This window comes from Bacteroides parvus, assembly GCF_017309675.2.
Taxonomy (GTDB): domain Bacteria; phylum Bacteroidota; class Bacteroidia; order Bacteroidales; family Bacteroidaceae; genus Bacteroides; species Bacteroides uniformis.
In genome coordinates this window covers 3,269,628-3,288,078 of sequence record NZ_CP084680.1, presented here as the reverse complement: position 1 = coordinate 3,288,078, position 18,451 = coordinate 3,269,628, and the positions used below count along the sequence as shown (strand labels likewise).

The window sequence follows — 18,451 nt, the reverse complement described above, 5'->3', positions numbered from 1 at the left end:
TTAATATATAAGGTATAAAATGGAAAAACAGATTTGAAATTTGTGGCACGGGATTTGTATACTATTAAATCAGTTAAATATGATACGTTGAATTAATAAATGCGTATCTTTGTCGTGGATAACCTTTTTAATTGAGGAGAATTATAAAATATGAACAATCAATTTTCACAAAGAGTTTCAGACATAATTACTTATAGCAAGGAAGAAGCCAATCGATTGAGAAATCGTTATATTGGTCCGGAACACCTTCTGCTCGGCATGTTGCGTGATGGCGGAGGAAAAGCTATTGAAATATTGTTGAAACTTGATATAGATTTAAAACGAGTAAAAAGTCGCCTGGAGGGTTTCCTGAAAGATGCCGAGGACGATACTCTCTTGCCGGACGCTGAAGTGCCCTTGTCCCCGATGACGGCTAAGATATTGAAGATGTGTATGCTTGAAGCGCGTTTGCTGAAAAGTGCAACTGCCGATACGGAACATGTATTGCTGGCTATCTTGAAAGACGGAGACAATCTTGCTGCAACTGTTTTGGAAGAACACCGGGTGGATTATCAGGCTGTATTTGAACAGCTTTCGATGAAATCGACCAATCCGAATGCGGGAATGGGATTCGCTGAGGATGATGAAGAGGATGAAGAAGACATGAGTATGTCTCGCTCCTCCCGTACTGGAGGGGCTGGTTCGGCTTCGGCTGCACAGACTGCATCTAGAAAGCCGTCCAATGATACCCCCGTGCTGGACAATTTCGGCGTAGACATGACCCGGGCTGCCGAAGAAGGCAAGCTGGACCCGGTTGTGGGTCGCGAACGCGAGATTGAACGTCTGGCGCAAATCTTGAGCCGCCGCAAGAAGAACAATCCGGTGCTTATCGGTGAACCAGGAGTCGGAAAATCTGCCATTGTAGAGGGTTTGGCATTGCGTATTGTGCAAAAGAAAGTTTCGCGCATTTTGTTTGAAAAGCGCGTGGTGATGCTTGATATGGCCTCTGTGGTGGCGGGAACAAAATATCGTGGTCAGTTTGAGGAACGTATCCGCTCTATTATCAACGAGTTGCAGAAAAATCCGAATGTCATCCTTTTCATCGATGAAATCCATACGATTGTAGGTGCCGGTGCTGCTGCCGGTTCCATGGATGCTGCCAATATGCTGAAACCGGCTTTAGCGCGTGGTGAAATCCAGTGTATTGGAGCTACCACTCTCGATGAATACAGAAAGAATATTGAGAAAGACGGTGCTTTGGAACGTCGTTTCCAAAAGGTGATTGTAGAGCCTACCACAGCTGAAGAAACGCTTCAGATATTGAAGAATATCAAGGAGAAGTATGAAGACCATCATAACGTGAGCTACACGGATGAAGCCTTGGAAGCATGTGTCAAGTTGTCAGCACGCTATATAACCGACCGCAACTTCCCGGATAAAGCTATTGATGCTTTGGACGAGGCGGGGTCGCGTGTGCATTTGACGAATATTAATGTTCCGAAAGAAATTGAGGAGCAGGAAAAGCTGATTGAAGAGGCACGTGGCTTGAAGGCTGAAGCTGTAAAATCACAGAATTTTGAGCTGGCTGCTAGCTACCGTGACCGTGAGAAGGAACTTTCTGTCCGCTTGGAGGAGATGAAGGTCGAGTGGGAAGCCCGTTTGAAGGATGACCGCCAAACGGTAGGCGAAGAGGAAATAGCCAATGTTATTTCGATGATGTCCGGTGTACCCGTACAGCGCATGGCGCAGGCAGAAGGACTTAAACTGGCCGGAATGAAGGAAGAACTACAGGCGAAGGTGATAGCTCAAGATGCTGCGATAGAGAAACTTACCAAAGCAATCTTGCGTAGCCGTGTAGGGTTGAAAGACCCGAACCATCCCATCGGAACCTTTATGTTCCTTGGCCCTACTGGTGTGGGTAAGACGCATTTGGCAAAGCAATTGGCAAAATATATGTTTGGCTCTGCCGATGCCTTGATACGTATCGATATGAGCGAGTATATGGAGAAATACACCGTATCTCGTATGATTGGTGCCGCTCCGGGATATGTGGGCTATGAGGAAGGCGGCCAGTTGACCGAAAAGGTTCGTCGCAAGCCGTATTCCATTGTCTTGCTGGATGAGATTGAGAAAGCTCATCCGGATGTGTTCAACATCTTGCTTCAGGTACTGGATGAAGGTCGTTTGACTGACAATTATGGCAGAACCATTGATTTCAAGAATACGGTTATCATTATGACCTCCAATATCGGTACGCGACAGTTGAAGGAATTTGGCCGTGGCGTAGGTTTTACGGCGCAAAACCGCACGGATGGCAATGAACATTCGCGCAGCGTGATACAAAAGGCTCTGAACAAGACCTTTGCTCCCGAATTCTTGAATCGTTTGGATGAAATCATTACTTTCGACCAGCTCTCCTTGGAGGCCATCACAAAGATTGTGGACATTGAGCTGAAAGGCTTGTACGAACGGGTTGAAGCAATTGGTTACAAGCTGGTTGTGGAGGATGATGCAAAGACATTCCTTGCTTCGAAAGGGTACGATGTACAGTTTGGTGCGCGTCCATTGAAGCGTGCTATTCAGAACCACTTGGAGGATGGACTTTCCGAGCTGATAGTGGCGGCGGAGTTACAGCCGGGTGATACGGTAAACGTATCAGTAGACAAAGAAAAAGACGAGTTGAGCATCAAGAAGGCATAAGCTGTTCTTTATAAAAACCGTCAAAATGTCAGTCCTTATGGGCTGGCATTTTTTTTGTGCTATATCTGCCGGAATAATTAAAAATATAAATCTAAAAAATATAAATGTAGTATGCAAAAAGGTAATATTGGGGTAACTACTGAGAATATCTTCCCCGTCATTAAAAAGTTCTTGTATAGTGATCATGAAATTTTTCTCCGTGAGTTGGTTTCTAATGCGGTTGATGCTACACAGAAGCTGAGAACGCTCTCCTCTATCGGTGAGTTCAAGGGTGAAGTTGGCGATTTAACCGTACATGTTTCGCTGGGAAAAGATACCATTACGGTGTCCGACCATGGTATAGGTCTTACGGCTGAAGAAATAGACAAGTATATTAACCAGATAGCTTTCTCTGGCGCCAATGACTTCCTTGAGAAATATAAAAACGATGCCAACGCCATCATCGGCCATTTCGGATTGGGTTTCTATTCGGCTTTTATGGTTGCCAAGAAAGTCGAAATCATCACTAAATCCTATCGGGAAGGCACCCAGGCTGTAAAGTGGACATGCGATGGCAGTCCGGAGTTTACGATTGAAGACACTGATAAGGCAGAACGTGGTACGGATATCGTTCTTTACATAGACGATGACTGCAAGGAATTCCTTGAAGAAGCACGCATCTCCTCTTTGTTGAAGAAGTATTGCAGTTTCCTCCCTATTCCGGTTGCATTCGGCAAGAAGAAAGAATGGAAAGACGGCAAGCAGGTTGAAACTGCCGAGGATAATATCATCAATGATTCCAACCCGTTGTGGACGCTGAAACCCAGCGAATTGAAAGATGAAGATTATAAGAAGTTCTACCGTGACCTTTATCCTATGTCCGACGAACCTTTATTCTGGATTCATCTGAATGTGGATTATCCGTTCCACCTTACCGGTATTCTGTACTTCCCTAAAGTGAAAAGCAACATTGAGTTGAACAAGAATAAGATTCAGCTCTACTGTAACCAGGTATATGTAACGGATTCGGTGGAAGGTATTGTTCCTGATTTCTTGACCCTGCTGCATGGTGTGCTCGATTCACCGGACATTCCATTGAACGTTTCCCGTTCTTATCTGCAGAGCGATGCCAACGTGAAGAAGATTTCTACATATATCACGAAGAAGGTGTCAGACCGTTTGCAGTCTATCTTCAAGAATGACCGTAAACAGTTTGAGGAAAAGTGGAATGACTTGAAAATCTTCATCAACTACGGAATGCTTACGCAGGAAGATTTCTATGATAGAGCCAAGGATTTTGCCCTTTTCACCGATACAGACAGCAAATATTATACTTTCGAAGAGTATAAGACGTTGATTAAAGATAACCAGACGGATAAGGATGGAAATCTGATTTATCTGTATGCCAACAATAAAGATGAACAATACAGCTATATAGAGGCCGCTACGAATAAAGGATACAATGTGCTGTTGATGGATGGACAGCTGGACATTGCGGTGGTGAGCATGTTGGAACAGAAGTTCGAAAAGGTTCGCTTCACTCGTGTAGACAGCGATATTATTGATAATCTGATTGTCAAGGAAGACAAGAAGAATGAAGCGTTGGAAGCCGGCAAGCAGGAAGTTCTTTCTTCCATCTTCAAGAGCCAGTTGCCCAAGATGGATAAGACGGAGTTTAACATCACGGCGCAGGCTTTGGGCGAAAACGCCACTCCTATCATGATAACTCAGAGCGAGTACATGCGCCGTATGAAGGAAATGGCCAATATTCAGGCTGGAATGAGCTTCTATGGCGAAATGCCGGATATGTTTAACCTAGTATTGAATTCAGACCATAAGCTGGTGAAGGAAGTGCTGGCAGATGAGGACAAGGAATGTGCTGCTGCCGTTGCTCCAGTTCAGGCAGAGATGGATGAAGTGAACAAGCAACGTAATGAGTTGAAAAAGAAGCAGGAAGGAAAGAAAGATGAGGATATACCGACTGCCGAAAAAGATAAGGTAAGTGAGCTGGATAAGAAGTGGAATGAACTGAAAACGCAGAAAGAAGGTGTCTTTGCCGATTATGCAGCCAAGAATAAGGTTGTCCGTCAGCTGATAGATTTGGCACTGTTGCAGAATGGTATGTTGAAAGGTGAAGCTTTGAACAACTTTGTCAAGAGAAGCATTGACCTGATAAAATAAGTCCCTTTAAATTTGCATTTAATATATGCAAGGGTATTGTGATTCTTCAGAGTCGCAATACCCTTTTTTATTCATTTTCACCAATTATAAAGTGATTTTCTCCGTTGAATACGGCATTTTTAGAAACTATTGTTTATATTTGGGGCAATGAACATTTATCTTACTCGGAATCGCATAGTTATGAAAAGAGTTTTATTGTTTTTGTCGTTTCTTCTATGTACCTTTATTTTACAAGCTCAGAAAGTGGGGCTTGTATTGAGTGGCGGTGGAGCAAAAGGCATGACTCATATTGGCATTATCCGGGCTTTGGAAGAGAATAATATACCCATTGATTATATAACCGGAACCTCTATGGGAGCTATCATCGGTTCGCTGTATGCTATGGGGTATTCTCCGGACGATATGGAGGCGCTGTTGCGCTCTCCCGACTTTAAGCGTTGGTATTCGGGTAAAGTGGAGCCCAAATACGAGTATTATTTTAAAAAGAATCGTCCTTCACCGGAATTTTTCAATATCCGTTTCGCTTTTAGGGACTCGCTGCATATAAAGCCCCAGATACTTCCTACAAGCATGGTCAACCCTATACAGATGAATTTGGTATTTGTGGAATTGTTTGCACGCGCTACAGCTGCATGTGGCGGTAATTTCAACAATCTGTTTGTCCCTTTTCGCTGTATAGCATCCGATGTGTACAATAAAAAGCCATTGGTATTGGGTAAAGGGGATTTGGGAGATGCGGTACGTGCTTCCATGAGCTTTCCATTTGTCTTTAAACCGATAGAAATAGACAGTACACTTGCTTATGATGGCGGTATTTATAATAATTTCCCTACGGATGTGATGCGGGAAGATTTTCATCCGGATGTCATTATTGGCAGTGTGGTGGCGGCAAATCCCGGTAAGCCGAAGGAGAATGACCTGATGAGCCAATTGGAGAATATGATTATGCAGAAGACCGATTATTCCATTCCGGACTCATTGGGTATAGTCATGACCTTCAAGTACGATGATGTCAACCTGCTGGATTTTGACCGTCTGCAGGAATTGCACGATATAGGCTACAACCGTACTCTTAATATGATGGATTCCATCAAAAGCCGTGTTCACCGTAGGGTGAATGCTGATAATGTGCGTTTGAGGCGCCTTGTCTTCCGGAGTAACCTACCTCAATTCCGTTTCCGGGATATTATTATTGAAGGGGCGAATGCCCAACAGCAAGCCTACATCAAAAAAGAATTCCATGATGAGGAGCATGAAGTCTTTACTTATGAAGACTTGAAGCGCGGGTATTTCCGTTTGCTGGCAGATAATATGATTTCGGAAATAGTTCCTCACGCAGTGTATGATTCGGAAGCCGATTTATATCAGCTGCATTTGAAGGTGAAGATGGAGGATAATTTTTCCGTGCGTCTGGGGGGCAGTGTCTCTACCACGAGCTCAAACCAAATCTATTTGGGAGTAGGATATCAGAACTTGAATTATTATTCCAAGGAAATAACTTTTGACGGTCAGTTGGGTAAGATTTATAATAATGCACAGTTGATGGGTAAGATTGATTTGCCTACCCGCATACCTACATCCTTTCGTTTTATTGCTTCAATCAGTACCTTCGATTACTACAAGAAGGATAAGTTGTTTTCCAAGAATGACAAGCCTTCATTCAATTCAAAAGATGAGCGCTTTGTGAAGTTGATGGTTGCCTTGCCGTTTCTGGCTAATAAGCGTGCGGAGTTCAGTCTGGGGTATGGCCAACTGGAAGATAACTATTTTCAATCCAGCGTAATAGATTTCGATAAGGACCGTTCGGACAGAAGTACATACAAACTTTTGGGAGGTTCCATCGGTTTCTATGGGAGTACCCTAAATACGCGGCAATACGCGACAAAAGGTTATTTGGAGAAGTTGATAGCCCAGGTCTTTACCGGGAGGGAAAGATTTGAACCTGGGAATCCGCAAGAAGGGTACAGTCCTTCTCCGCAAGAACGGCAATCATGGTTGCAAATTTCTTATATGAAGGAGGCATATCACACAATGGGACCGAAGTTCACCTTGGGATGGATGGCAGAAGCACTGTATTCGTCGAAAAATTTTTCTGAGAATTATACGGCAACTATGATGCAGGCAGGAGAATTTGCACCGACTCCACATAGTAAACTGATGTACAATGAAGCTTTTCGTGCCAACCAATATGTGGCTGCCGGCATCAAACCGATATATGTTTTGAATGATATGTTCCAGTTTCGGACAGAATTTTATGGCTTTACGCCGATTTTTCCGATAAAAAAGAATGCATTGAATAAAGCGTATTATGGAAAAGCATTCTCCCGCTTTGAGTATATGGGAGAAGTTTCTGTTATTTGTCATTTGCCCTTCGGAGCCATCTCTGCTTATGTAAATCATTATAGCTCACCGAGAAGGGAGTGGAATGTGGGGATGACAATCGGCTGGCAGTTGTTTAATTATCGCTTTGTCGAATAAATTTCTTCAAAAAAAGTTTGTATATTGTTTGCTAATTCGGAAAAAGTACGTATCTTTGCACCCGTTAAACAAAGAGGCCGCGTAGCTCAACTGAATAGAGTAGCTGACTACGGATCAGCCGGTTACAGGTTTGAATCCTGTCGCGGTCACAAGTTTTCATAATTTTTTTTAAGGGTCGCGTAGCTCAACTGAATAGAGTAGCTGACTACGGATCAGCCGGTTACAGGTTTGAATCCTGTCGCGATCACAAAGGATCTCCGCAAGAAAACTTGCGGAGATCCTTTGTTTTTACAGCTATGGGATATAGTTGATGTTCTCCCCTTGTATGGCACTGGCGCGTGTTTTGCTAAGTAAAACAAACTGTTTCCCTTAACTAAACACTTTGTTTCATTATGGAGAACACTTTGTTTCCCTTGACAGAACACTTTGTTCCATCATATAAAAACAAAGTGTTTTTCTCTGCTGAAACAAAGTGTTCAGTATTGTGAACTAATAGATTAGCTGAAATAATAGTCTTGTCTTGATTGAGCTAGAGACGTCTTTTTCTCGATTTAACCAGATGTCTTTTTGCTTTATAACGTAATCAGTAGACTGTTTTGGGATTATTGTACTGATAAATATAGTCACATAGGAAAAAAAGAAGGAGTTAATTCCGTGTTTCCACAAAATTAACTCCTTGCATAGCTGATATTAATATGTTGTATACTGGAAATTAATATCCTATAGGGGCGGTATAAGACCTTAGCATTTGATGTTCAATTCATCCAGAATCTTGCGCATGGCTTCGAAGGTGGTGATTCTGGTCGGTACCAATGGCAGGCGGAGCTTGTTCTCAATCATTCCCATTGCGTTCAGCATGGCTTTTACTCCGGCAGGGTTGCCGTCTACAAACAGAAGCTTGAATAATTCGGCAAATTTGTGGTGAATGGTCAATGCATTGGCATAGTCCCCTTGCAGTGCCAGACGTACCATACGGCTGAACTCACGCGGGAACGCGTTTCCAATGACCGAGATGATGCCGACGGCCCCCAAAGTAATCAGAGGGAAGGTGATGCCGTCATCGCCCGAAATAACGTCGAAATTGGCCGGTTTGTTTTTGATGATGTCGTCCATCTGCGTGATGTCGCCCGAAGCTTCTTTGACGGCTATCACATTCTTGAAATCACGTGCAATGCGCAGGGTTGTTTCCGCCTTCATGTTCACGCCGGTACGACCGGGGACATTATAAAGCACAATCGGTAAATCCGTTGCTTCAGAAATGGCCTTATAATGCTGATATATACCTTCTTGCGATGGCTTGTTGTAATATGGAACGACGGATAGAATGGCATCTACTCCGGTGAAATCGTCATTTTTCAGTGTTTCCACTATGGCCCGGGTGTTGTTTCCACCTACGCCCAGCAGGATAGGAATTCTTCCGTTCACTCGCTCGATGACCATTTTCTTGATTTTCTTTTTCTCTTCTTCAGTCAGAGTCGGAGTTTCTGCTGTGGTGCCGAGCACACATAAAAAGTCGGTATTGTTTTGAAGTTGATAGTCTACCAAACGCATCAACGCATCGTAATCAACGCTTTCATCCTCTTTAAATGGAGTAATCAGCGCTACCCCCATTCCTTTCAATCTTGTCTGTATCATGAGTATTATAAAGTAATCTCTAATTAAATGACTCGCAAAAGTACGAATTTTTTCGATTTACCCTACAAATATAAGCCATAAAAAAGCTTTTTGTGGAAATTTGTTAGGATAGCAATGCCAAAAACTCATCTTCGCTCATAATCTTTACTCCCAGTTTCTGCGCTTTCTCCAGTTTGGCAGGTCCCATATTTTCTCCGGCCAGGATAAAGCTGGTTTTGGAGGAGATACTTCCGACGTTTTTTCCACCGTTCTTTTCAATCATCTCTTTGTATTCGTCCCGTGAGTGGTGGGTGAATACGCCGCTGATGACGATGGACTGGCCCGCCAGTTTGTCGGTGTATCCGCTGAGGTCTTCTTCTGTCCGGTGGAGTTGCAGACCGTTCGATTTCAGCCGTTCCACCAGCTCTCTGTTGGTAGGATTGGAGAAGTAAGTTATAATGCTCTGCGCTATTTTTTCACCGATTTCATCGATGTTTTTCAGCTTTTCGAGGTCTGCGTTTTCCAGCTCTTCGATGTCCATAAAGGACTTGGCTATTTTCTTGGCAACCGTTTCTCCCACGAAGCGTATGCCCAGTGCAAAGAGCACTCTTTCGAATGGCACTTCTTTACTTGCCGCAATACCGTTGACTATGTTTTCTGCCGATTTTTCGCCCATCCGTTCCAGGTTCTTGATGTCGTCGGTTTTGAGCCGGTATAAATCTGCAGTATCTTTTATCAGTCCCAATCGGTAGAACATATCTACAGTTTCAGGTCCCAGTCCGTCTATATTCATGGCTTTGCGGCTGATGAAATGCTCTATCTTCCCTTTAATCTGCGGAGGGCAAGCGGTTTCATTGGGGCAATAGTGGGCTGCTTCTCCTTCAAAACGTATCAGTTTGCTGCCGCATTCGGGACAATGGGTGATGAATTTCACTTTTTCACCGATAAGCATACTGCGGGCATCCTTATCGACACCGGTTATTTTGGGGATGATTTCACCGCCTTTTTCCACATACACCATGTCGCCTATATGCAGATCCAACCCCTCGATAATATCTGCATTGTGCAGGGAGGCACGTTTCACAATGGTGCCGGATAGTTGTACGGGGTCCAGGTTGGCGACCGGAGTCACTGCACCGGTGCGTCCTACCTGGTAGGTAACCTTGTTCAATCGTGTTAGTGCCCGTTCTGCCTGGAATTTATATGCGATGGCCCATCGGGGAGACTTGGCTGTGAATCCTAAATTCTTCTGCTGCCTCAAGCTGTTGACTTTTAGTACAATACCATCAGTAGCCACCGGAAGGTTCTTACGCTCCGTGTTCCAATAATTGATGTACTCGAAGACTTCCTCCAGGCTGTGGGCTTTTCTGGCGTGCTCTGATGTTTTAAATCCCCAGCTGGCGGCAGCTTGCAGGTTTTCGTAATGGCCGTCGCAGGGCAATTCTTCTCCCAATAGATAGTAGAGATAAGCATCCAGCTTTCTGGATGCTACGATGGCGGAATTCTGCAACTTCAAGGTACCGGAAGCAGCGTTGCGCGGATTGGCGAAAAGCGGTTCCTCACGTGCTTCCTTTTCCCGGTTCAGTTCTTCGAAAACCACCCAGGGCATCAGGATTTCCCCTCTGATTTCGAATGACTTAGGATAATTCCCGTGGAGGACCAGCGGAATCGTCCGGATTGTCTTTACATTGTCCGTCACATCATCGCCCTTTTCGCCGTCGCCACGGGTGACGGCACGCACCAGTTTGCCATCCTCGTAAGTCAGCGAGATGGAAGTACCGTCATACTTCAGCTCGCAGCAGATTTCAAACTCCTCGTTCAACGCTTTTTTTACCCGTTCGTAAAAGTCGGTCACTTCGTTTTCGGAATAGGTGTTTCCCAATGAAAGCATGGGATATTTGTGTGCCACTTGTGTGAAGTTCTTATTTAAATCACTTCCTACACGCATCGTGGGCGAATTATCATCTTGGTATTCAGGATGTTCTTTCTCTAAATCTTGTAGCTCGCGCATCAGGTCGTCAAACTCCTTGTCGGATATTTCAGGAGCATTCAGCACATAATAATTGTAGTTGTGCTGGTGTAATTCCGCACGGAGCTGGTCTATTTTTTCTTTTACAGTCATAGGGTTTTCGGATTGTTTGAACGCAAAAATACGGGTTTCTCCCCGAATATTTGTACTTTTGCAGCTTGAAATAGCTAAAATAAAGTTATATGCGCATTGACATTATCACAGTTTTACCGGAGATGATTGAGGGATTCTTCAACTGCTCCATCATGAAACGTGCTCAAAATAAAGGGCTTGCAGAGATACATATCCATAATCTTCGTGATTATACGGAAGATAAGTACCGTCGTGTAGACGATTATCCGTTTGGTGGCTTTGCCGGAATGGTCATGAAAATAGAGCCGATAGAGCGGTGTATCAACGCTTTGAAGGCTGAGCGGGATTACGACGAGGTTATCTTTACCACCCCCGATGGTGAGCAGTTCAATCAGCCGATGGCAAATACTCTTTCCCTTGCCCAGAATCTCATCATTCTCTGCGGGCATTTCAAAGGGATAGATTACCGGATTCGCGAGCATCTCATCACCAAGGAAATCAGTATCGGTGACTATGTGTTGACTGGCGGAGAACTGGCGGCTGCTGTCATGGCAGATGCCATCGTCCGTATCATTCCGGGAGTGATTTCCGATGAGCAGTCTGCACTTTCAGATTCCTTTCAGGACAATCTGCTGGCTGCACCGGTCTATACGCGTCCCGCTGATTACAATGGATGGAAGGTTCCGGATATTTTACTTTCTGGACACGAGGCCAAGATTAAGGAATGGGAGCTGCAACAGTCATTAGAAAGAACCCGTAGACTGCGCCCAGATTTGTTGGGAGAGTAAGTTTACTGATGTAAATAAAAAGAAAAAGGACATTCGTCAATGAATGTCCTTTTTTGTGAATATATATTGCGAATGGCAATCTCTTGTTATTCTTTATACCTCAAGTGCACCGATAATGTCCTTTACAGACTGATAACCGTGTCTGTCGAGATAGTCATTTATTCCTTCTACCACTTTCACCGTAACCGCCGGATCAATGAAGTTTGCCGTACCAATCTGGATGGCGGAGGCACCTGCAAGCATGAATTCCACAGCATCTTTCCAGTTCATGATACCTCCCAAGCCTATGACGGGGATTTTTACCGCCTTGGCCACTTGCCATACCATACGTAAGGCAATGGGTTTCACAGCTGCACCAGACATACCACCGGTTACAGTGGAGAGTATCGGACGCCTGCGTTCCGCGTCTATAGCCATTCCTAGCAGGGTATTGATAAGGGAAACGCTGTCTGCACCGCCATTTTCGGCTGCGCGGGCTATTTCGGTGATGTCGGTAACGTTCGGTGAGAGCTTTACGATAAGTGTCTTTTTGTAAACTGAGCGCACGGCTTTCACCACTTCTTCTGCTCCTTTGGCGGTAACACCGAATGCCATTCCTCCTTGCTTCACATTGGGGCAAGAGATGTTCAACTCTATGGCAGGAATTTTGTCAAGTTCATTAATGATTGCGGCTGTTTCGGCATAGTCTTCGATGGCAGAACCCGAAACATTTACAATCATGTTGGTCTGAATGTCCTTGATGCGGGGATAGATGTGTTCAACAAAGTAATGTACACCCTTATTTTGCAGTCCCACAGCGTTTAACATTCCCGAAGGAGTCTCTGCCATGCGCGGATATGGATTGCCTTCACGTTTGTGAAGGGTAGTTCCCTTTACAATTATACCACCTATTCGCGATAGTTCGATGAAATCGGCGAATTCTTCACCATATCCGAATGTTCCGGACGCAGTCATCACCGGATTATTCATTTGTAATTCACCGATATTTACATTTAAATCTGCCATAATAGTTTGTTTATATTAAAAACCGGACCTTCTTTACATACACACAAATGGCCTTCCGTGGTATTTTCCACACAGCATAGACAAGCGCCTATGCCACACGCCATCATATTCTCCAGAGATACTTCGCAACTGATGCCTTTACTTTTGGCATACTTTGCTACTGCCATCATCATCGGTTTGGGGCCGCAAGTATATATCTGCTCAAAGCACACCTTATTTAATATGGAGTGTTGCGTTACGTATCCCTTCTCTCCGTGGCTGCCATCTTCGGTGGTGGTATACACCTCGCCATAGGCGGCAAACTGTTCCAATTGAAGCAAATCTTTGTCACTTCTGGCACCCAGCAGGAAGGTTGGCTTGCAGCCTCTCTTGGCGAGCTGTTCGCCTAAATATAACATAGGAGCTGTACCTACACCTCCACCTACCAATAAGAGCTTGTCTGAGGGCTTTTCAGGCATTGTGAAGCAGTTTCCCAGCGGAAGCACTACATTGATTATGTCGCCTGCTTTTGCTTCGCCTAATCGCTTGGTTCCGTCACCTACGAGTTGGATTAAGAACCATACTTCGTTCCGTTGTCTATCTACATAATTGATGGAGATGGGGCGGCGCAAAAAAGTGGCAGGCGAACCGTCCACACGAATCTCTGCAAATTGTCCCGGAAGCATTTCCGGAAGTGGGGACGGAGAAGTCAGCTTCAACAACACATAGTTGGCATGCAAGCGGAGGTTCTCTGTCACTGTCAGATCTAAAATATACTTTTTCATATCTATAAAGAGGGATGTTTTTCTTTCGGGTGCAAAGATAGTGTAAACCGAGTGCAGAATAAAACGAACCCGTTTCTTTTTTATGCCGGGGCGTTAGTCTATTTCCATTCTCATTCCTTAATTTTCCGGTTTGAAAGTCTCGTAGGTATTGTCATCAAAGAAAATTCTTATTTCAGTGATTTTTCTGGGAGGTCTTTCTTTGTAGATAATCTCTTGTCTTACAATCTCTTTAGGTGCTTTTAGAGATGTTTCTAATGCAATTTCCTTGCGATTTTCAGTTTCATCCGGCCCTTTGGTCAGGTTTTCCGGATTCTCAGCGAATAAAGGATAGTCGAATCCATCGTTTTCGGGTGAATCCGGATTATTACTCATATTACCTTTTCCGGTAAGCAGCCACTCCAAGTTTATATCATTGTAGCGTTGATGTAATCGGAGAATAACTTCCGTACTTGGATATTTGTTACGCGGACCCAAGATGTGGGAAATGGTGGCTTGGGCCACGCCAATACTCTCGGCAAAAGCTCCTGCTGTCAGTTTCTCCCGGTCCATAACCATTTTGAACCTATCTTTTATACTCATGGTTTATGTGTTATTACAATTGTACATGCTATTTATTGGATTACAAAAGTAAAAAAATGACATCACAAAAGCAAATTAAAAATGTGATATTTTATGATTTACAAATGAAATGTTATTGTTACAATATTCATCATTACAAATGCTATAATACAAATCATGGGTAAAATAGGTGTTTATTTTAAGTTTAATAAAATGGTATATTTATCTAATTATTAGTGTATTATATTGGTGATTTCTGATAATAAATACTATATTACATTTGTTTGTCGTTTATTTTATATAAAATATAATCTAATAATTTGATTAATCATTGTATATAATTTATATACATCTATTTATTGCTTGTAACTACATGGGTTAACCCCTACTCTATCATTTTTGTAAACTAATAGTTTACGATGTTGAATGTCGCTTATTACATTTGTTTTTTTAGATGTAATATTACATGTGTTATAATACACTCGTCATATAGATATATATGTAATGTGTTGAATTCACAATAGTCAATTATCCTAGTTGTGTATTACAACTATTGTACTCTTGAAAAGTGTAGCAGATTTCTTATATGACGTAAAGCTGAATTGCTCCATCTCTTCTTTTTTACTAAAGGAGAAAAAATGTGACATAAATAAGAGAATAAGATGCTTTATTTATTTTCTAGTCTTCAAGACTTAAATCCTTGCTTTATTTCTGTATAATTGGTCGATTCGTTATAAAAACGCGATTCTCAGAGCTTATAAATGGACGTAATTTGCTGTAAATATGAGTATTATCTTCTATTTTATAGTCTATGCTAAGGAGTAAAATAGAAAAAAGGGGGATAAATCCCCCTAAAAATGACATAATGATATCAAATCAGTCTGTTTTATGCTTTTTCCCTTTTATGGAAAAGTATACTGTATGGAAGTTAATGTAGAATCTTAAAGACCAATTCCCGGAGGATATCTCCATCGCTTAGGGAGGAATTTCCTACTCCTTTGGATTTGGCATCTGCATATCGAATCTCCCCGATTATCTGCATGGTCTTTACTCCGCTGTAACGACGCATGGCACTTAGGTATTCGCGCGACTGCCAGGGAGTCTTTAATCCTATGAAACTGGCAATACCCTGCTCCGTCTTTTCGGGCGCATAGTAAGCCAACATTAAGTTGGAGAAGAAGCCGAAAAGTAAAGATAAAGTCATCTGGATAGGATTCGTTTTCGGATTTTCTTCAAAATATTTTATTATTTTATTGGCCTTTAGTATGTCTTTTTCTACGATGGCACTGCGAAGTTCAAAGTTATTATAATCTTTGCTGATTCCGATGTTGCGTTCTATCTGTTCGGGGGTGACGCGTGTCTGACCTTTTGGAAGAGTTATAATCAGTTTTTCCAGTTCTCCCGTAAGGCGGCTGAGGTCCGTACCTACGAAATCGGCAAGCATGGAGGTAGCTTTGGGATCCAAATCTACACCTTTGCGCTTCATGTATGAGGTGATGAATGCCGGTAACTGGGCATCCTTTACCTTCTTGGATTCAAATAGAACCCCCACCTTCTCTATTTCGGCCACCAGCTTTTTTCTTCTGTCCAGCACCCCATGTTTGTGGCATAGAACAAGAATGGTGGAGTTCAACGGCTTTTGCAGGTAGTATGAAAGCTCTTCCATGTTGCGGATGGCCTGCGCTTCCTTTACGACTACGACCTGGCGTTCGGACATCATCGGATAGCGCTTGGCCGCATTGATGACAGTGGCTATATCCACATCTGCACCGTAGACTACGGTCAGGTTAAATTCCTTTTCGGTGTCAGTGAGAACATTGTCTACAATATAGTCGGAGATGAGGTCTATGTAATACGATTCCTCGCCCATGAGATAGTAGACGGGGCGGTATTGTTTGGCTCTCAACTTTTTTAGAATATCATCACAGGTCGTTTCTTGTTTTGCCATATAAAGTAAGTGTTACGAGGGTATGTCCCGTAAAGAGGATTACCAGTCGAACTTCAAGTGTTTTACGGTTTTCTTCTCATCAATAATCATGCGCAGGGATGCAATTCCGATTTCAACATGCTCATTTACATAGTTCTGGGTAACCATGTTGTCGCTCTTGTCGGTTTTTACACCTTCCGGAATCATCGGTTGGTCCGAAACCAGCAGAAGGGCTCCCGTAGGAATATGATTGGCAAAACCACAACTGAATAAGGTTGCCGTTTCCATATCGACAGCCATGGCACGGGTTTTCTTCAGATATTCCTTGAACCCCTCGTCATGTTCCCAAATGCGGCGGTTGGTGGTGTATACGGTACCGGTCCAGTAGTCGCGGGCATAGTCGCGGATGGCGGAAGAAACGGCGCGTTGCAGCATAAATGCCGGGAGTGACGGGACTTCGGGCGGGAAGTAGTCGTTGGAAGTACCTTCGCCGCGGATGGCGGCTATGGGGAGGATGAGGTCCCCTATTCTATTTTTCTTGTCTATGCCGCCACACTTGCCTAGGAACAGACATGCCTTGGGCTTGATGGCGCTCAGCAAGTCCATGATAATGGCGGCATTAGGGCTTCCCATACCGAAATTAATGATGGTCATTCCTTCTGCGCTGGCAGATGTCATATTGGCATCTTTACCGAGAATGGGAACATTGAACTTTTCTGCGAAAATCTCTACATACTTGTTGAAGTTGGTCAACAGAATGTACTCTCCAAAATCCTCCAGGTTACGCTTTGTGTAACGGGGCAGCCAATTGGCTACGATTTCTTCTTTTGTTTTCATAAGATTTCATTAAATTTGTGTTCCCGAAAGACGGGAACCATTATTTAACTTACAAATGTAGTAAATGTTATCGTTAAACCTACCAGCATTCGATGCTAAAATTGCCGCAAGGAACGGAAAAAATGTTATTTTCGATGTAATCCGTCGTCGTTATGTTGCTTTGACGCCCGAAGAATGGGTGCGGCAGCACTTCGTCCACTTTCTTCTTGCTCACAAGGGGTATCCTCAGGCGCTTATGGCAAATGAAGTGCAGGTACAGCTGAATGGTACAAAGAAACGCTGTGATACGGTGCTTTATCGGCGTGACCTCACCGCCCGGATGATTGTGGAATACAAGGCGCCCGAAATAGAAATCACCCAAAAGGTTTTCGACCAGATTACCCGCTACAACATGGTGCTGAAAGTGGATTATCTGATTGTCAGCAACGGGCTTCAGCATTATTGTTGCCGCATAGATTACGAGCATAACAGCTATACTTTTCTGCAGGATATACCTGAGTATCAAGATTTATAGGAGGAGCTACCGATAGCCTTCTTGCCTTTCTCATCTCATCGCATCATATACCATGCGTGATATGCGGGCGATGATGTCTGCATTGTCCTCATCCGTCTCGTATGAGTCCATGATGAAGGTGGCAATGTAGTATTTCCGACCGTCGGGAAGAATAACGAGCCCGGCATCATTATCTGCAGTTTTCATACCGTCGGCATTGCGGTCGGAAGAACCGGTCTTGTGTCCTACCACGGTTTGGGCTGGCAACATACCTTTCAATTTGTTGGCGCCGGTTTCAGTATCTATCATGGTCTGCCACAAGAAGTCTTTCAGTTCCTTGTTGGAGAACAACTCTTTTTCATCGGCCGTTCTCAGTAGCTGGGCCATAGCGGAAGGAGTACTCCAGTTGCGGTATACAGCCTCGAAGCTGGAGTGCATGTCGTCTTCTGTTTCCGAGAGGTTGAAGGAGTCTATACCCAACCGGCGGATATAGTCATTGATATGTTTGATACCTCCTGCATATTCTATCAAGATGTCGCAGGCATTGTTGTCGCTTTGGGAAATGCTGTATTGCATCAGCTCCCTAAGCGTAATCGTGAAATCCTGGTCGGGAAACTTCTTCCGCAGGGGGCTGTAGGTATTGGGCAGCATTTGGGATGCCTTTATGGAAACAATGCTGTCCAGGCTGATGCTTTGCTTATCCATCTTGTCCAGTACGGCCAGTGCCACATGGAATTTGAATACACTGAGCAAGGGGAAGTGTACATGGTCGTTATACCGGAGCATGTCTCCTTTGTCTGTCCATACGGCTATACCAACGGTGGCTTTCTTGCCATTGAGAAGACTGTCAATCCGGTTTTCAAGTTCAGACATTTGCTGCGTCCGGACGACGGTAGCTATACAAGTGAATAAGGTAAGTATGGCGATGAAATATGCTTTCATAACTTCAATTTCTTTAAGAGGCAATTCGCACGCAAAGATACAACTTTTAGCAGCAAGTTGCTAAAATGAGTTATGGATTATGGGTTATAAGTGTGATAGCTTATA

At 43.7% G+C, this 18,451-nt stretch carries 13 protein-coding genes and 2 tRNA genes; 7 read left to right on the top strand and 8 right to left on the bottom strand.

Annotated elements, in window-relative coordinates:
* The first annotated feature begins 150 nt into the window (after positions 1-150).
* From JXR92_RS13410 to JXR92_RS13390, 5 genes are all read left to right on the top strand, one after another.
* A complete protein-coding gene (locus JXR92_RS13410; RefSeq protein ID WP_138345458.1) occupies positions 151-2,679 on the top strand; it encodes an ATP-dependent Clp protease ATP-binding subunit in 2,529 nt (842 codons plus the stop codon).
* A gap of 111 nt (positions 2,680-2,790) precedes the next feature.
* The gene (gene htpG / locus JXR92_RS13405) at positions 2,791-4,839 is read left to right on the top strand and encodes a molecular chaperone HtpG (protein WP_138345456.1); all 2,049 of its coding nucleotides are present in this window, start codon (positions 2,791-2,793) and stop codon (positions 4,837-4,839) included.
* A 180-nt stretch (positions 4,840-5,019) separates the two neighbouring features.
* Positions 5,020-7,317, top strand: a complete 2,298-nt coding sequence (locus tag JXR92_RS13400; protein ID WP_131225252.1) for a patatin-like phospholipase family protein — start codon at positions 5,020-5,022, stop codon at positions 7,315-7,317.
* Between the two features lie 75 nt (positions 7,318-7,392).
* Positions 7,393-7,466 (top strand) — tRNA-Arg (locus tag JXR92_RS13395).
* A gap of 24 nt (positions 7,467-7,490) precedes the next feature.
* A tRNA-Arg gene (locus tag JXR92_RS13390) sits at positions 7,491-7,564 on the top strand.
* A 494-nt stretch (positions 7,565-8,058) separates the two neighbouring features.
* Here JXR92_RS13390 and dapA read toward each other — a convergent pair.
* Both dapA and ligA read right to left on the bottom strand, forming a co-directional pair.
* Positions 8,059-8,952 (bottom strand): 4-hydroxy-tetrahydrodipicolinate synthase, encoded by an 894-nt coding sequence (gene dapA, locus JXR92_RS13385; RefSeq protein ID WP_087332404.1) that lies wholly within the window; start codon positions 8,950-8,952, stop codon positions 8,059-8,061.
* A gap of 103 nt (positions 8,953-9,055) precedes the next feature.
* Complete coding sequence (gene ligA / locus JXR92_RS13380) at positions 9,056-11,053, bottom strand: NAD-dependent DNA ligase LigA (protein WP_138345452.1); 1,998 nt, start codon at positions 11,051-11,053, stop codon at positions 9,056-9,058.
* Between the two features lie 89 nt (positions 11,054-11,142).
* Here ligA and trmD point away from each other — a divergent pair, with 89 nt between their 5' ends.
* On the top strand, positions 11,143-11,820 hold the full coding sequence (gene trmD, locus JXR92_RS13375; RefSeq protein WP_005837186.1) for a tRNA (guanosine(37)-N1)-methyltransferase TrmD: 678 nt from the start codon (positions 11,143-11,145) through the stop codon (positions 11,818-11,820).
* 93 nt (positions 11,821-11,913) lie between these two features.
* Here the strand turns inward: trmD and JXR92_RS13370 are convergent, their stop codons facing one another.
* The 5 genes from JXR92_RS13370 to JXR92_RS13350 form a co-directional block, all read right to left on the bottom strand.
* Positions 11,914-12,825, bottom strand: a complete 912-nt coding sequence (locus JXR92_RS13370) for a dihydroorotate dehydrogenase (RefSeq protein ID WP_117601667.1) — start codon at positions 12,823-12,825, stop codon at positions 11,914-11,916.
* The gene (locus tag JXR92_RS13365; RefSeq protein ID WP_117601666.1) at positions 12,813-13,589 is read right to left on the bottom strand and encodes a dihydroorotate dehydrogenase electron transfer subunit; all 777 of its coding nucleotides are present in this window, start codon (positions 13,587-13,589) and stop codon (positions 12,813-12,815) included. Before JXR92_RS13365 ends, JXR92_RS13370 begins: the two co-directional genes overlap by 13 nt.
* Positions 13,590-13,706: 117 nt before the next feature.
* Positions 13,707-14,168 (bottom strand): helix-turn-helix domain-containing protein, encoded by a 462-nt coding sequence (locus tag JXR92_RS13360; RefSeq protein ID WP_117601665.1) that lies wholly within the window; start codon positions 14,166-14,168, stop codon positions 13,707-13,709.
* A gap of 907 nt (positions 14,169-15,075) precedes the next feature.
* Positions 15,076-16,095: a DNA polymerase III subunit delta gene (gene holA, locus JXR92_RS13355; RefSeq protein WP_138345450.1), complete on the bottom strand. Its 1,020-nt coding sequence runs from the start codon at positions 16,093-16,095 to the stop codon at positions 15,076-15,078.
* A gap of 39 nt (positions 16,096-16,134) precedes the next feature.
* Positions 16,135-16,911 carry an AMP nucleosidase gene (locus JXR92_RS13350; protein ID WP_117601663.1) on the bottom strand — a complete coding sequence of 259 codons (777 nt, stop codon included), beginning with the start codon at positions 16,909-16,911 and terminating at the stop codon, positions 16,135-16,137.
* A 64-nt stretch (positions 16,912-16,975) separates the two neighbouring features.
* Here JXR92_RS13350 and JXR92_RS13345 point away from each other — a divergent pair, with 64 nt between their 5' ends.
* Positions 16,976-17,425: a type I restriction enzyme HsdR N-terminal domain-containing protein gene (locus JXR92_RS13345; RefSeq protein WP_117601662.1), complete on the top strand. Its 450-nt coding sequence runs from the start codon at positions 16,976-16,978 to the stop codon at positions 17,423-17,425.
* A gap of 30 nt (positions 17,426-17,455) precedes the next feature.
* On the opposite strand, the gene JXR92_RS13340 is transcribed toward JXR92_RS13345, so the two are convergent.
* Entirely contained in the window at positions 17,456-18,346 is an 891-nt protein-coding gene (locus tag JXR92_RS13340; RefSeq protein ID WP_117964564.1) for a CblA family class A beta-lactamase, read from the bottom strand.
* Positions 18,347-18,451: the final 105 nt, after the last annotated feature.

Coding starts and splice junctions, on each gene's coding strand:
- JXR92_RS13410 (WP_138345458.1), top strand. CDS start 151: ATGAACAATCAATTTTCACAAAGAGTTTCAGACATAATTACTTATAGC.
- htpG (WP_138345456.1), top strand. CDS start 2,791: ATGCAAAAAGGTAATATTGGGGTAACTACTGAGAATATCTTCCCCGTC.
- JXR92_RS13400 (WP_131225252.1), top strand. CDS start 5,020: ATGAAAAGAGTTTTATTGTTTTTGTCGTTTCTTCTATGTACCTTTATT.
- dapA (WP_087332404.1), bottom strand. CDS start 8,952: ATGATACAGACAAGATTGAAAGGAATGGGGGTAGCGCTGATTACTCCA.
- ligA (WP_138345452.1), bottom strand. CDS start 11,053: ATGACTGTAAAAGAAAAAATAGACCAGCTCCGTGCGGAATTACACCAG.
- trmD (WP_005837186.1), top strand. CDS start 11,143: ATGCGCATTGACATTATCACAGTTTTACCGGAGATGATTGAGGGATTC.
- JXR92_RS13370 (WP_117601667.1), bottom strand. CDS start 12,825: ATGGCAGATTTAAATGTAAATATCGGTGAATTACAAATGAATAATCCG.
- JXR92_RS13365 (WP_117601666.1), bottom strand. CDS start 13,589: ATGAAAAAGTATATTTTAGATCTGACAGTGACAGAGAACCTCCGCTTG.
- JXR92_RS13360 (WP_117601665.1), bottom strand. CDS start 14,168: ATGAGTATAAAAGATAGGTTCAAAATGGTTATGGACCGGGAGAAACTG.
- holA (WP_138345450.1), bottom strand. CDS start 16,095: ATGGCAAAACAAGAAACGACCTGTGATGATATTCTAAAAAAGTTGAGA.
- JXR92_RS13350 (WP_117601663.1), bottom strand. CDS start 16,911: ATGAAAACAAAAGAAGAAATCGTAGCCAATTGGCTGCCCCGTTACACA.
- JXR92_RS13345 (WP_117601662.1), top strand. CDS start 16,976: ATGTTATCGTTAAACCTACCAGCATTCGATGCTAAAATTGCCGCAAGG.
- JXR92_RS13340 (WP_117964564.1), bottom strand. CDS start 18,346: ATGAAAGCATATTTCATCGCCATACTTACCTTATTCACTTGTATAGCT.